Annotated in this window: 14 protein-coding genes; 4 read left to right on the forward strand and 10 right to left on the reverse strand. The window is 45.2% G+C overall.

Annotation, left to right across the window (positions count from 1 at the left end; translation table 11 throughout):
* Positions 1-12: 12 nt before the first annotated feature.
* The gene (locus G9U52_RS10255) at positions 13-720 is read right to left on the reverse strand and encodes a chromate transporter (RefSeq protein ID WP_207952883.1); all 708 of its coding nucleotides are present in this window, start codon (positions 718-720) and stop codon (positions 13-15) included.
* Positions 721-1,145: 425 nt separating this feature from the next.
* On the opposite strand from G9U52_RS10255, the gene G9U52_RS10260 reads away from it, so the two are divergent.
* From G9U52_RS10260 to G9U52_RS10270, 3 genes are all read left to right on the forward strand, one after another.
* Positions 1,146-2,330, forward strand: a complete 1,185-nt coding sequence (locus G9U52_RS10260) for a YheC/YheD family endospore coat-associated protein (protein ID WP_166148989.1) — start codon at positions 1,146-1,148, stop codon at positions 2,328-2,330.
* A 183-nt stretch (positions 2,331-2,513) separates the two neighbouring features.
* On the forward strand, positions 2,514-3,533 hold the full coding sequence (locus G9U52_RS10265; RefSeq protein WP_166148991.1) for a Gfo/Idh/MocA family protein: 1,020 nt from the start codon (positions 2,514-2,516) through the stop codon (positions 3,531-3,533).
* Between the two features lie 142 nt (positions 3,534-3,675).
* Positions 3,676-4,386, forward strand: coding sequence for a cyclase family protein (locus G9U52_RS10270; protein WP_166148993.1), 711 nt, complete (start codon positions 3,676-3,678; stop codon positions 4,384-4,386).
* Positions 4,387-4,456: 70 nt separating this feature from the next.
* Here the strand turns inward: G9U52_RS10270 and G9U52_RS10275 are convergent, their stop codons facing one another.
* The 5 genes from G9U52_RS10275 to G9U52_RS10295 all read right to left on the reverse strand — a co-directional run bounded on the left by G9U52_RS10275 (position 4,457) and on the right by G9U52_RS10295 (position 10,185).
* The gene (locus G9U52_RS10275; RefSeq protein ID WP_166148995.1) at positions 4,457-5,590 is read right to left on the reverse strand and encodes a stalk domain-containing protein; all 1,134 of its coding nucleotides are present in this window, start codon (positions 5,588-5,590) and stop codon (positions 4,457-4,459) included.
* A 269-nt stretch (positions 5,591-5,859) separates the two neighbouring features.
* A complete protein-coding gene (locus G9U52_RS10280) occupies positions 5,860-6,804 on the reverse strand; it encodes a DUF1861 family protein (RefSeq protein WP_207952884.1) in 945 nt (314 codons plus the stop codon).
* Positions 6,805-6,834: 30 nt separating this feature from the next.
* Positions 6,835-7,917: a mannose-1-phosphate guanylyltransferase gene (locus G9U52_RS10285; RefSeq protein WP_243767247.1), complete on the reverse strand. Its 1,083-nt coding sequence runs from the start codon at positions 7,915-7,917 to the stop codon at positions 6,835-6,837.
* Complete coding sequence (locus tag G9U52_RS10290; RefSeq protein WP_166148997.1) at positions 7,907-9,004, reverse strand: glycosyltransferase; 1,098 nt, start codon at positions 9,002-9,004, stop codon at positions 7,907-7,909. The genes G9U52_RS10285 and G9U52_RS10290 overlap by 11 nt, the downstream gene beginning before the upstream one ends.
* The gene (locus G9U52_RS10295; protein ID WP_166148998.1) at positions 9,004-10,185 is read right to left on the reverse strand and encodes a glycosyltransferase family 4 protein; all 1,182 of its coding nucleotides are present in this window, start codon (positions 10,183-10,185) and stop codon (positions 9,004-9,006) included. Before G9U52_RS10295 ends, G9U52_RS10290 begins: the two co-directional genes overlap by 1 nt.
* Positions 10,186-10,577: 392 nt before the next feature.
* On the opposite strand from G9U52_RS10295, the gene G9U52_RS10300 reads away from it, so the two are divergent.
* Positions 10,578-11,171, forward strand: coding sequence for a 50S ribosomal protein L25 (locus G9U52_RS10300; protein ID WP_166148999.1), 594 nt, complete (start codon positions 10,578-10,580; stop codon positions 11,169-11,171).
* Between the two features lie 168 nt (positions 11,172-11,339).
* On the opposite strand, the gene G9U52_RS10305 is transcribed toward G9U52_RS10300, so the two are convergent.
* The 4 genes from G9U52_RS10305 to G9U52_RS10320 form a co-directional block, all read right to left on the reverse strand.
* Positions 11,340-11,591 (reverse strand): hypothetical protein, encoded by a 252-nt coding sequence (locus G9U52_RS10305; protein ID WP_166149000.1) that lies wholly within the window; start codon positions 11,589-11,591, stop codon positions 11,340-11,342.
* A 76-nt stretch (positions 11,592-11,667) separates the two neighbouring features.
* Positions 11,668-12,978 (reverse strand): FtsW/RodA/SpoVE family cell cycle protein, encoded by a 1,311-nt coding sequence (locus G9U52_RS10310; protein WP_166149001.1) that lies wholly within the window; start codon positions 12,976-12,978, stop codon positions 11,668-11,670.
* Entirely contained in the window at positions 12,956-13,306 is a 351-nt protein-coding gene (locus G9U52_RS10315; protein WP_166149002.1) for a PadR family transcriptional regulator, read from the reverse strand. The genes G9U52_RS10310 and G9U52_RS10315 overlap by 23 nt, the downstream gene beginning before the upstream one ends.
* Positions 13,307-13,427: 121 nt before the next feature.
* Positions 13,428-14,327 carry a helix-turn-helix transcriptional regulator gene (locus tag G9U52_RS10320; protein ID WP_166149003.1) on the reverse strand — a complete coding sequence of 300 codons (900 nt, stop codon included), beginning with the start codon at positions 14,325-14,327 and terminating at the stop codon, positions 13,428-13,430.
* Between the last annotated feature and the right edge of the window lie 18 nt (positions 14,328-14,345).

Here is a 14,345-nt window from a genome sequence, read left to right on the forward strand (position 1 = left end):
CCCACTAATCGCTTAAATCCCATCGCCCCACATAAATTGGCCGGCCATGGCTGAATTGGAACCGGGAATGGCCGATTTGCCCGACTTAAAACCAGTTGATTGTATATGCAATTTTTCTTTTATTTTCAAAATCCATAGTCCCGCTGTGGTACCTATCAGCAACAGCAAAGCTGGATGCATCGTAGTGAAGAGTAGTGCAACCAATCCTGCCGTTACAATCAGCAGGGTCGACTTATCATGAATTGCTGATTTCAGCATCCTCCAGCCCGCGATCACGATAAAAGCGACAACCGCTGAATGGATGCCTTCAAAAGCGGCTGAAGCCTTTACTGAATTTTCCACTGATGCATATCCGATTGTCAGCGAAAGCATAATAATAAAAGTGGGCAATCCCATGCCTATAATTGCAGCTATAGCCCCTTGAATGCCCGCTATACGATAACCAATCAAAGTTGCTGCATTGATCCCGATGCCGCCAGGTGCCGATCCTGCTATTGACAACGCTCCACTTATTTCTTCCTCATCCATCCATTGGCGCTTTTCAACAATTTCCTTCTCTATCGCTGGAATCATCGCATAGCCGCCTCCGAATGATATCGGACTAATTTTGCAGAAAGACCAGAATATTTCCCCTAATAAGGCTTTACTTGATAGAGATAATTTACTTGGTATGAATGTATAGCTAGGCTTAGATTGCTTGCTTGTAATTGATATCTTCATCTGCTCATTATTAGTCATGTCGCAGCATCCCCCGTCTTTTGCTTCTTTATCGATTATACACTACTTAATTTCTTTTTGGAATAAACTATTATATAAAATATTTTATTTGATTTCAAAAGGTTTGTTTATATCCGAAATCCGCCTGTTTAAAGAGGGGGATACTAGGGATTAAACTGAACTTTTTACCATTTTAAATTATAATCAATAATTCCAGCTTTATTAACAGTGCGCCAAAAGCTTCTATATGCCCTCAATACTTAATGTTAAGTTAATTGATTCTACGAGTGTAGAAAATACATCCTTTTTTCGTTAGTAGTCTCTAGCCTCTTTATCTACCAATTTTCAGAGAAACTCCACTTTTCTCCTACAGCACCTGTCCATAACAGGTCTGTCCCCGACCCCATATACTAGGAAGTAAACCCAAAATGTCGGAGGGAGTGAACACCATGCCCAATCCCTGCGTGGGCATTCTCGTAAATGACAAGCTACACAGCAGTATTCCATTAGGGAAAACGAAATATGAAGCTGTCGACTTTTATGTAGAAGCGGGAGCCAAATATGGCTTTACACCATGTTTTTTCCGTATTGATGATGTGGAGCCAGGTGCAATTGAAGTTAATGCTTATGTGATGGAGAAGGGCGAATTTGTAAGCAAAAGCGTACCGATTCCGCAGGTTATTCACAATCGCGCGATTTATCGAGGGCGTAAGCAGTATAGACAGCTGGCCTCATGGATTACAGAAGGCAGGCAAGTGTTTAACCAATGGAACCGCTATGGTAAGCTGTATATTCAAAAAGTGCTGCTACAAGCTCCCTACTTGCGCCCTCATTTACCCTGCACCTATAAAGCCTCCTTAAGCCATGTTGCTACAATGATGAAGCTATATGATACCTTAATTATTAAACCGAATAAAAGCAGTATTGGTCGCGGCATCATGAAGCTGGAGCGCTCTGGCCAAGGCTGGAAGCTCACTTATCCTGCCAGCTTAAGCATCCATAACAAAAAATGGCAAACTCTACAATTCCCAGGCAAGCGACTTCCGCTATTATTACGCAACCGGCTGCGGCGTGGACAATATATCGTCCAGCAACGACTGCCGCTGGCAACGTTCCATGAACGCCCCTTTGATCTGCGCGTGTCTGTCCAGCGCGGTGCCCAAGGCCAGTGGCAGATAACCGGCATTGTAGCGAAGGTTGCTCCCAAGCACCGCTTCCTGACCAATATCGCCCAGGGAGGCTTAGTGACAAGACTGGAGCATATACTAGCGGAGGAATACCCGCATCTGCAGCAGCCAAACGTATTTGCTAGTATCGAGCGGTTCTCCTTGCAGGTTGCGGAGCATCTTGGCTGCAGCCTGCCGCATATGGCCGATCTGGGGCTGGATATCGCCATTACAGTGGAAGGCTTTCCGATGCTAATCGAATGTAATGGCAAAGATCAACGGTACAGCTTCCGTGAAGCTGGCATGCTGAAGCAATGGAAAGCAACCTATGAGAATCCGATGGCTTATGCCAGGTTCCTGCTTGACCATGGATTACCGGAACAGCGTGAATTAGAGCTGCAGCAAGCAGCGGTAATGGGAATGACGAAAGAAGCCCTCGAAGCTTGAGGGTTTCTTTCGTCTCTTTTTTAACACTTGTCTTTTTTTAATATTTGGAATAACCTGAACTTAGTGACGCAGCGGATTTTATGAATAATCAATACGTTATTGGGATGCAACTCCTGCAAGCGCTTTATATACTGAATACAGGTTATCTATGTATGGACTATAATAGCGGAGGTTGGGATGAACATGATCAAACATCGTATTGTTATTGCTGGCTGCGGCAACATGTCCAAGGCTTGGATTGCTTATGCCATAAATCGGGAAGATTGCATCATCACCGCCCTTGTGGATGTTCGACTCGAAGCCGCGGCAGCCATGAAAACCACATATAAGCTGGATTGCCCCGTATTTACAGATATCACTGAAGCGATCCGGGCTACGGACGCCAATTTGGTGTTCGATATTACTATCTCCGAGAGCCACTATGCAGTATCCACCGCAGCATTCGCCGAGGGCTGCCATGTGTTCGGCGAGAAGCCCATGGCCGCTTCGATGGAAGAAGCCCGCGCCATGATTGCCGCGGCTGAAGCGGCAGACCGCACCTATGCCATCATGCAAAACCGCAGGTATACCAAGGAGATGATGGCATTCCGCGACCTCGTCCAGTCGGGTGGAATCGGTGAAGCCGGATTCATCACCGCGGACTTTTTCCTGGCTTTGCATAACGGAAAGTTCCGTGAAACTATGGACAATCCGCTATTGCTCGATATGGCGATCCACACGTTCGACCAATCCCGTTTTATTACGGGCAAGGATCCCGTTTCGGTATATTGCCATGAATTTAATCCCGCTGGTGCTTTCTATAAAGGAAATGCTGCAGCAATTTGTTTGTTCGAATATGAGGATGGTTCCGTATTTTCATACAGGGGCTATTATAATGCCGAGGGTGCTGCTACCTCATGGGAATCAAGCTGGCGGGTAGTCGGATCGGAAGGAACGGCGATTTGGGACGGACGCACCGCTCCCTACGCGGAAAAGGCTGCTGCTGAATCCGATCCAGCGGCGTTTGTCTACCAGCACGAACGATTGGTTGCCGACTTAACCTGGACGGGTAAAGAGCGCCATGACGGCTGCCTCGACGACATGTTCGCTGCTTTAAACGAAGGTCGTGCGCCTTCCACGGTATGCACCGACAATATCAAAAGCGTCGCAATGGCTTACGGAGCGGTGCAAAGCGCCAAAGAAGGACGCAAAATAATGTTGTAAAAAGTGAATATTAGCGGAGCGGCCCAAGGTGTTCTGGAGATAGCGAAGCGGTGCCTTCGTTTATTTGAACAAGAGCAATCGGAGGCACATATCTTGGCCGCGCAGCGCCTTTCAACACACCATCTTTTTAGGAGGTACCACCATGTCCAATATTAAAAAACTGTCACAACTGCTAGACAGCATGAAACTGGTCGATCTTTCCCACACCTTAGAGGAGGATATGCCTATCGTACCCTCCCATAACCGCTATTTCCATACCTTGTGGGATACGTTTGCCCATGGAAGCCGAGCCTTGTCGTACCAGCTTTTGATCAATGAGCATACAGGCACACATGTCGATGCTACCGCTCATTTTATGCAAGAGGGGCATCCCGCCCACCAATATATCGATCAGACTTCGCTCACACAATTTTTCGGACGCGCCTTGACGTTAGACTTTTCCCATTATACCGAAACCGATGAAGTCACTGTCGAAGAAATTCAGCAGTGGGAGCAAGACAACCAAGCGATCGAGCCTGGGGATATCGTCATTTTTTATTTTGGATGGGCTCGTTATTGGGTGCCGCGTTCAGTTAGCCAAAAGTTTGCCCAATCACGACCTGGCATTACGGGGGCTGCCGCTGAATATTTGGTATCCAAAAAAATCAAGACGATCGGCTGTGATGTTATTTCCATAGATGGCTCCTCTAGCACCGATTCTGCAGCGCACTATGCCCTGCTAGGCAATGGAGTGAATATTATCGAAAATCTTAACCGTTTAGAAGAAATATTGGGTGAGTCTTATATTTTTATTTTGCCGCTGAAAATTAAAGAGGGCTCCGGCTCCCCAGTAAGGGCAGTTGCATTTAAATAAAAAAGTCTCCAACCTTGGTTAAAGGGCAGGAGGCTCCTCATACAATGGGTAAACACAAGGATAGGATGAATTATTGCTTGATCGTAAGGATGCCCGATTCGCTAATAAGCGAGGCTTGCAGCACCTTTTCAAAAAAGCTTACAGGCACATACATATTTCCGTCCTCTTTAATTATAGGTGCATGACCAAGTGGAAATGCACCTATTTTGTTATACACATATTGGTCCTTTCCTACCGATAGGCTGGTCCATTGCTCTCCCTTGCTTAGCTCCACCGTATTGTATTGAGTAATCCATTTGAGGGTATAACCCAGCTTTTCAGCAATCGGCCTTAGAGGCAATAAGACTGTCCTATCCTCAGCCATGTAAGCCGAAGCATCACCAGAAGCCAGCTCCATTCCATTTACAACTATTCGTATAGGCATATCTGTATTAGCTGAAGTGCCTCCCGAACCAGCGGTAATGCGGAATTCGGGAGTCCCCATTACATGCGGTGCGATTGCATATTCCTGGAACACGATGACAGCCTGGTTATGCTCCACATAAAAATCCTGTTCATCCTCGATGCCTTTAAACGTATCCAACACATAATGTTCCGGATTTGCTGCCATCAGATCGTTAATTTGCTGGTCAGCAATCTCTTTATACTCATCACCCAAAATATCTCGAAGCTGCACTTCTCTAGTCTGGGCTTCGTCATACACATTATAGGTTTCAACCATTTTCGTTCCGTGTGCACCACCCGTATAAACATAGGAATCCACCTCTATGGAGACAATATGCCCAGCGACCTCCCCTCCATCCGATTTAACTTGATACGTTATCGTCAATAAATAAGGTCTAAACTCAAAGCCCCCAGCTTTAGACGCTACTTCACTCTGGATCGCTTCTTCCTGGAGGCCTTCTGCTGCTTGAGTGGCTTTCAGTTCTATTTCAGCATTAAGCTCGCTCTCATAGGTTGAATCCTGAAGTCCCGTAATTACGGGGATATCTATTTCAATCGTGACCTGGTCTGTTGTTTCCTGGATGATTTTTGATGAAATTCGAACAGCAGAGGCAGCTGGAGTTGGGATAGGAAGAGCGGCTGCGGAGGCTGGAATAGGAAGTAGGGCTGGGACTATGAGCATTTTGGGTATGATGGAGCTTGCAAAAACAAAGCTAAAGCCAACCATACTTAATGCCATTATTTTAAAAGTTAATTTCATCGCCATTATTCCTCCTTCAACTATTGAGCAAACTATGAAGTGTATGGTGTACGCACCTCGTTCATGTTTTGGATGTTCTACTTTCTATTACCCTATTTATTGGAAGTTAGACTCCATATAATCATTTCGGATGCACGGCAAAAAAAGCCTTGAAGCACTCCATCAATATGATGGAATGCCATTTTAAGGCTCTGTTCAAGTAATCATATGCGTTTTATAGGCATATATGATCGAACCCTGCATATCTTAAGAAGCGATAGGCTTTAAGCTCAAACGATTGTTTCATACTCCGTAAACGGGTCTGCAATATCGATACAGTGGGCTTCCGTATCGCTCGCTCCCACATATAGCACAGCGCGGCTATTCACTTTTCGCACTAAGCCGCCGCTGAAGATCACATCCACCAAATCGGGACGCTTGGCAGGGCCGTCAGGAAAATCGCTTCTCGTCGCGATGATTTTTACTGGCGATTTCTCCCGCGTCCACGGGTTGAGCACAAAGGACATCGCATGGTAATGCAGCTGCCCGGCTTCATCCGTATAGGAAATGTGCCCCAATACGCCAAGAAACCCATTGCTTAGTAAATGAATTTCATTGGCTCCTCCCCACTCATCCTTCAGGAATTGGTCACGAAACAACGGAGCTTTAATAATCGACGTTTCCGATAAATCCTCAAACGACTCCAGTATGCTAAAGCCGATGACCGCCCTGGTGCCTTCAATCCCAAACGGCCTTGAAAAAACACCGATCGTCCCATCATTTAATTCAGTTAAACGGATATCCTTCATATTCCAGGGACCTGATGTGGCATGCACAAGCTCATGCAGGTTTTTGCCGCGATAGAGCACAGTTTTCCACCCTACAATCGCCCGCGTAAGCTCGGAATCAAAAAATAATTGAACCCCGCCTAAAATCCATTCCCCATTGATTCTCGTAATAAATGGATCTTGAAGCTGAAACTTAGGCAAGTCCAGCTTAGGTGTCCATACCTCATCCTTGCAAATAAAAAAAATAATTTCGGATTCCTCCGAGTTACGTTCTTCAACGCGACCGGCTATATACAGCTCGCCCTCATTAAAAAAAGGAGCCGTGATATTATAAACATCACGACCTCCAACTCCTTCAAAATGTAGCTTCTTACCTTTTTTCTCAGCGGGTTCATATTCAAGCAGTAATTCTTTGCAGGTTTTCGTTCTCCATTCCAGTTTCATCATGATGGTATATTCAGCCTTTCTTAGGTTTTCTTAGGTGTATTCCTGCATGCCTTTTTCTTTAAGCATTTTGACAATTTCTTTAACCTCTTGTGCTTTGTCTTTGGCGCAAATAAGCAGGGCATCCTTTGTATCCGCAATGATTAAACCGTCGATACCGATGGTCGTAATTAATCGCTTTTCTCCATATATAATGGAATTCCGCGTTTCGATACCCAAGTAGCTAGCTTTGACAATATTACCATATTCATCAGGAGGAAATATCGCTCCAAGGGCATCCCAGCTTCCAATATCATTCCATCCAAAATCGCCAACCAAGACTACAACCTCATCACAGCGTTCCAAAATACCGTAATCGATCGAAATATTTTGCAGTAAGGGATAGATGTCATTGATCATTTCTTCTTCGCGGTCTGTGCCTATATAATCCATTAGAGGAAGCATAGTTTTATAAAGCCGCGGGAGAAACCTTTGGAAATTGTCGAGAATGCTTGAGGTTTTCCATATGAACATCCCGCTGTTCCATAAATAATTGCCGGACTCCAGGTACGATTGTGCCTTTGCAAAGTTAGGCTTTTCCACAAATTCCGCTACCTCAAAAACGTTGCAGGGCTTGGTCATAATCGGATCGTTATTGCAGGAGATATAGCCGTAGCCCGTCGACGGAAAGGTTGGCTTAATGCCAATCGTGACGATCTTGCCCGTTTCCATTGCAATATTGCAGGCCTCGTCCAATGTTTTCCTAAATCTATCCTCCTCGGTAATATGGTGATCGGAAGGAAATACGACCATCAGGGAGTCACCGTGGTTTTTTTCAATAAATAAGGCAGCCAGCAAAATACTTGCTGCCGTATTTTTGGCGACAGGCTCCACTAAAATATTGCTGGATTGCACACTTGTATGCATGACGCTTTCGAGCAGCACAGCCTGCGAGCGATTGGTCACTACGATCGTATTTTCCATCGGGATGACGCCATTAAAGCGTTCAATCGTATCATTAAGCATAATATCGTTGCCGCTAATATTCAGCAGCTGCTTCGGCATTTCTTGTCTTGATAAGGGCCAGAATCGGGTGCCGCCGCCGCCGGCCAGGATCGTTGCGAATCTATTCATCATGCATCACCAAATGAGCCATACAATAAGAGACGATGTTCTCAGAGCCTTGATTCAAATTTAAGCCAAGTGCATGGATCCCATCATAGCAGCCGCCCGACTCGGCATCAATTAAGGATTCATTTCGCGAATTTCGCCCGTGGAACCAATCATAGCACAAGGAGGCTTGATTATAATAAGTGCGTATGCCAAGCGTCTTATAGGCTTCGAGACAGGCATACAGCATTTCGCAGGCCTCTATAGGCTGCTCATCATATAAGGCGGCTTCACCGCCACGTTCCAGCCAGCCATGGCTGCCGATTGGCTTAAAGTAGCCTTCCTTAGAAAAGGTGAGAGATCCCAGAAAATCCAGGCTTTCCTTCGCCGTTTGGCGAAGCTCTTCATTGTGGGATAACCGCGCGGCTTTGAATAGCGCCCATGGCAGCATAGCGTTGCCATAGGTAATGCTTTGTTCAAACCAATGCCAGTCTTCCCCTCGGTTATACTTATACATCGTTTGCAGTCGATTAGCCAATTCCTCGACCATGGAGGCGATCTTCGCCTGCGGCAGGAAATCCGGGTCTGCTTTTTCCTTGCTCGGATAAGGGAATGTATAGGCTAAGGCTTGCTGCGTCTCCAGCATAGAAGTTAAGCCAATAATGGTGTAAGCCATTGCTCGCGGAGACTGCAAGCCTAGCACATGGGGAAGCGCTTGGTTGATCATATATCGACATGTATTTTGCAGGTTATGAGGTACAGAGGCTTCTGAAAGTGTAAATCCAAGTGCCCATATACAACGCCCCAAGCAATCCTCCGACCCGGCTTTCTCAATAAATAGGCGATGGTAATCCATAAAATTTCTAAAGCTTCCGTCCACATTTTGCGCATGGTGGACAAAGGACAAATACGTGTGGATAAGATCCAACGAAGCTTTATCCTTCCGGCTTGTATACAGCATAACTGCAACAATCAAAGCCCTTGCATTATCGTCAGAAGTATAACCTTTGGAACGGTCCGGTATACCGAACTTCGTATGCTGAAAAATGCCAGTATCATCCGTTAAACGGTGCAAATAATCCGCTAACAGCGGTTTGCTTTTCAATTTTTCCATTACACTGCGCTCCCTTTTAGGTCGTAGCTGCCCGCAATCGTTTCACGGAAAAGCACCGCGTATGACTTGGCCACTTCGCTCCACATCATCGTACTCCCCAGGGCGAGCGTCTTTTTTTCCATCTCAGCTTTCAATTCAGGATGATCCAGGATGTTCAAGATATGCGCTTCTAATGATGTGGAGTCATGAAAATCCGCTAACAGCCCTCTGCCGTCAGCCAGCATTTCCACAGCGTAACGGTAAGGAGTCGAAATAACGACCCTGCCATAACCAATTCCGTATGCGAGCGTCCCACTGACAGCTTGATCCTTACCCAAATAAGGCGTCAAGTAAATATCCGATAAGACCAGAGATTGCACGACCTCCTCTTGGGTTAAATGCTTGTCGACAAAAAGCACATTACGCCCAAGGCCTAACATAGCTACCAGCTCCGTCAGCTTTTGTCTGTAGACTTCCCCAACCTCTTGTTTGACAACCGGATGAGTTTTGCCCCAAATGATATAAAGCGCTTCAGGATGCTTTGCCACTACGCCGCGCATGGCCTCAATCGCATATTCGATCCCTTTACCCGGACTTAAAAATCCAAAGGTCGAAAGAATTTGTCGATCGGTATACCCGTATCGCGCTTTTAACTCGATTCTCGACTCGGTATCAACCATAGGAACCCCATGATGGTACATGGCAATTTTTTCACGTGCTATGCCGTAAACCTCATGCAGGTCCTGCACTTTATTTTGCACCATAGTGACGGCCTTAAAGCTCAGCTCGGCAAGCCGCTTCATGATCATGCACTGCTTGGGACTCGGTTTGGATAACACTGTGTGGAAAATAACAATAAAGGGGATTTTCAGCTTTTCAGCCAAATCAAGCACATATTCACCACTTTCGCCTCCGTAGATGCCAAATTCATGCTGAATGACTAGGAGATCTATAGTGGAATGATTCAGCTCCGTCGCTGTTTTGTGATAATCCGACCGATTATGCTGGCCAATCTGCCCCATTACCTGGCTGCCATAAGCATACGACTTGTTATTGTTAACCGCGATAATGAAGGGTGTATGGAAATCAGGGATCTGTTCGATCTCATCCATCATATCCTGTGAAAAAGTGGCCAAGCCACACTCCCTGGGTAAACTGGTTCCCAAAAAAGCTACATGAAGCTTATTTAAACTGCTAGTCATGTAAAAACCTCCCATTTTAATTAATTTATTACATGAAGTAATAAAAAAAAGAAATAAAGATAGTTCTTTATTTCCTCATTCACCTATATGCTCTTGGCTAAACCACAACATCAGCTTTTGCTGCAAATTGCACTTGTTCTCCGCACTTATCCGCTCAATTAACCTTAGTATGAGCTTTTTTGACTTGTCAAATGATTCCATTTTGCAGCCTTAAGTTTGACAAGCAAGGAACTTGTGTTAAAATTAACATATAACAAGAAAATATAGTCGTGTAGCGGGCTGATTAGACATGTTGCTAATCAGTCCTTTTTATTGTATGTGAGATATCTTTCATATATAACTCTTTACCTATTTATAACTCTTTTCCCATTCGATTAGGAGGCAAATCATTTATGAGTAATTCTATCCAGTTAAAAGAACGGGTACACCTGACTAAAGCGCAAATCGGTTCACTAAGAAAAGAAGGTCAAATTCCAGCTATTGTCTATGGTAAAGAAATCGGTAGTATTTCTGTCGTTGTCGAAGAAAAAGCAATACTTGCTACCATTAAACATAACCAACGTGCCATTCTAAATGCAGAAATTCCTGGTCAAGGGACGAAACCGGTATTGATTAAAAACATTCAAAGAGATACGATGACCAAGAAAATTGTTCATATCGATTTTTATCAATTGAATATGAATGTCACGATGGATTCCAAAGTAACGATCCACTTCACTGGCGACCCCGTTGGCGTTAAAGAAGGTGGCATACTTCAAGTTGAATTATATGAAGTTGACGTCCGTTGTATGCCCGATAAGCTAATTAGCTCATTCGAAGCTGATATTAGCGGCCTGGGAATTGGTGACCATTTGCTCGTTTCCGATCTTACCTTCCTTGAAGGTATTGAGGTTCTAACCGATCCTGCTACCATGCTTGTCCAAATCTCACAGCCTAATGCTGAAGAAGAAGAAGTAGCAGAAACCGAAACGGTTGTAGTAGCTTAAGCTATTTAACCCATACAAAGAAGCCAGCGCATCCACTATCAAGTGAATCTGCTGGCTTCTTTTTGTTTTACTTGTACCGACGGGACGAAAACAGGCATAGTATGTAATCCCATCTCGTACGCCCGTAGCAGCCCACAACTGCTTAGTCCTTCTAATCGATGACTAGCCCTAATGGATAACTAATCCTAAGGATTCGGCTCTTCGCAGCGAGTCTGCGGTAAATTTGTTCTTTTTATATTTCTTTTCCAGCTCTTCCTTACTCAGCGGTATCCATCTGAAATCTTTATTGATGTAAATCATGACTTTGGTGCCCCAATCGACGTGGATCGTCCGGTTGGTTACCTTTTTAATGAGGCCAATCTTGGAGACGGCAAAACCAATCGTATCGATACAATATTTGTCCAGCAGGTTGTTGTTCATCTTCGGTTTAATCTTCCTCTCCTACATTTATCGTTAAGTCATTATACCATGCAATCCCGCTAGCCAGCCTCTTATTCTAGCTTATTTCTAAATTCTCAGGGAAACGGGCGATGTCTTTTTGCCGATAGACCCCTAATATGATGCCTACAGCTGCCATCTGTATAAGAGTGAGAGTGCCTCCATGGCTTATAAAAGGGAGACTTAAAGAGAAAAAAGGCAGTATCCCGAGTGGCATTAGCATACTCCAAACGAACTGGATCGCAAAAACAGCAAGCAGTCCCTTCACGATTAATTTTCCATATGGCTCCTTTACTCTTCTGGCTGTGCCGGCCAAACGTATCAGGAACAATAGAGATATGAACCATAACACAATCCCTGTCACCCAGCCCAAGCTATAAATCATGTATGAAAACAGCATTTCGTTTTGAATACCAGGCAAGGCTTGTCTCGATACGGCAAATCCTTGTCCCCACCATCCACCAGCTTGGATCGCTTCTAATGATTGCACTATCGTGTAACCGGAGTCCATAGGATCGCTGTAAGGATTCAAAAACGAGCGGAGCCGCTCGATTTTATGGGGGGAACTCCATACATCAAGCAGATTTAGCACCACAAAAGAAGCAAGCCCGTACCCAAGAAATTGTTTATTGCCCTTGCGGATCGAGAAAAGCAATACAACAAAGCCTGCTGTATAAATAAACATAGAGGCATTAGCATGGCCCTTTTGATACAAGAGGAACGGAATCACTACATACATCGCCAGCTTCACCAAAAAATGCTGTTGCTTCCATTTGGACATCATAATGCCGGCCAGGAAAACAATAAGCAAATAGGGAGAGGCGGATAAAAAATTAATCGTTGTAGAGCCTATCCTCAGAAAAGGTGCGCCATTAACCTGCTGTCCGAATAACAGCACCCAGCCCATAACCAGCAAGGTGAGACGATAGAAATGCCAGGAGAAGGGGAGCAGCTTCCGATAATCCCATAACCTTAGTGCAAGCATCACACATACACCGATACCTGAATAGACGACCTTGCTCAAAAAAGTACCATTGGTTCTATTAGGATCTGCCAGCTCTACAGCATACATAGCCAACATGCCCAAAGCAACGAACAAAGCGATAAATCCCAGCAAGCTCCATTCAATCCGTGGCTTATGTACTTTGTGAAGTTGATTGCCGATGTCTACAGCGCTTCCCATATCCAAAATGGCCTTGTCGATCGCCACCGCCTGTTCGACGCCTGCCGCCAAGTATTCATCAATCTTGTCAGCAAGATGGCTTTCCAGCTCAAGCTTGATATCGCGGTGTGCTGCCTTGGCTTGAACAGGCTTGCAAACCTCATTCAGAAACTGGCGTACCTGCTCATGGTGTCGGAATCTGCTCATCCTTGCCCCTCCCCATAACACGATCAACTGCCGTACGGAATACGCCCCATTCTTTTTGCTTGTCCTGCAAATGCAGCCTCCCGTGACCTGTAATCCGGTAATATTTTCTTTTGCGGGCTTCCTGCTCGCTCCAATAGGATTCGACCATCGCTTCAGCTTCCAAAGCATGAAGAATAGGGTACAAGGTTCCTTCCTTAAAAGAGAAAATACCATTAGAATGACTCTCAATTTCTTTGGTCATTTCGTAACCATACATTTCCTTCTGCTCCAAAAGCTTAAGAATTAGCATAACCGTACTGCCTTTCATCAGTTCCTTGTTAATCTTCATGGCTATCCCTCCTTAGAGTTTTCGCAGAAAACTTGCTTCGTAAGCATTTCTACAGACATCGATATTCTATGCATCGTTTATCTAGGTAATTATAAAGAAGCAAGCTTATCCTGTCAATCGCTTACCTATTATTCATATGCGTACGGTAAAAAGCGCGGCGGAATTCAGTCGGGGTCATTTGCTGGTGCTTGCGAAAAACCTTCATAAAATATTTTTCATCCTCGAAGCCGCAGTTATGGGCGATTTCCTTGATCGGCAGATCCGTCCGGCATAATTCCTCCTTGGCATGGTCCATTTTGACTTTTTGGATGTATTCCTGCATGTTCATGCCCATTTCTTTTTTAAATAGGCGTGTCAAATAATCGGCATTATAGTTAAATTCCAGGGCGATGTCATCTACGGAAATTTTATCAGCGGCATGGATCCTAATCCATTCCAACACACTCATCAAGCGCTGGTTCTTAGAAGCCGTCCCGCTCTGCGACTTGGCAAAGGCTGTAACCGCCTGCTGCGACAGCTCAATCAATAAGGAGGTCAGCATGTAGTCTGCCCCTTGTCGCGTGTAATAACGCGATTCCACAATATGCAGCAGCTGGCGGAACAGGATGCCCGCCTTATCGAACTCCAACGGCTCGAAAAATGCCGGCAGCAGCACATAAGGAATGCTGCCCTCCAAAAAGGGATTTTGGCTGTAACGAATGAGCTCGGACTCCGCCCCCTTCTCGTCTAGCAGCTCAGCTTGCTCGTCTGGGCATTGAAAATGAAGCCAGTAAAAAGACACCTGCGGGTCTGAAAAAGCATAGCCCTCATGCGTACGGTTCGGTAACAGCAGCAGCGCTTGGCCGGCATGCACTTCAAAGCGCTCCCCTTCCTGTTCAATATATGCGATGTCGCGCAACCCAATAATAATTTCATAGCTGTTAATGGAGCGCTTGCTATGAATCCAAGGGTAGCCTGCGGTAAAATGCCCGGCAGATATAAATTCAAGCGGTTTCTCAATCGATGCTTTCCATACATACATAGTCGGTTTTTTCCACCT

The organism is Paenibacillus agricola (assembly GCF_011440305.1).
GTDB classification, from domain to species: domain Bacteria; phylum Bacillota; class Bacilli; order Paenibacillales; family NBRC-103111; genus Paenibacillus_S; species Paenibacillus_S agricola.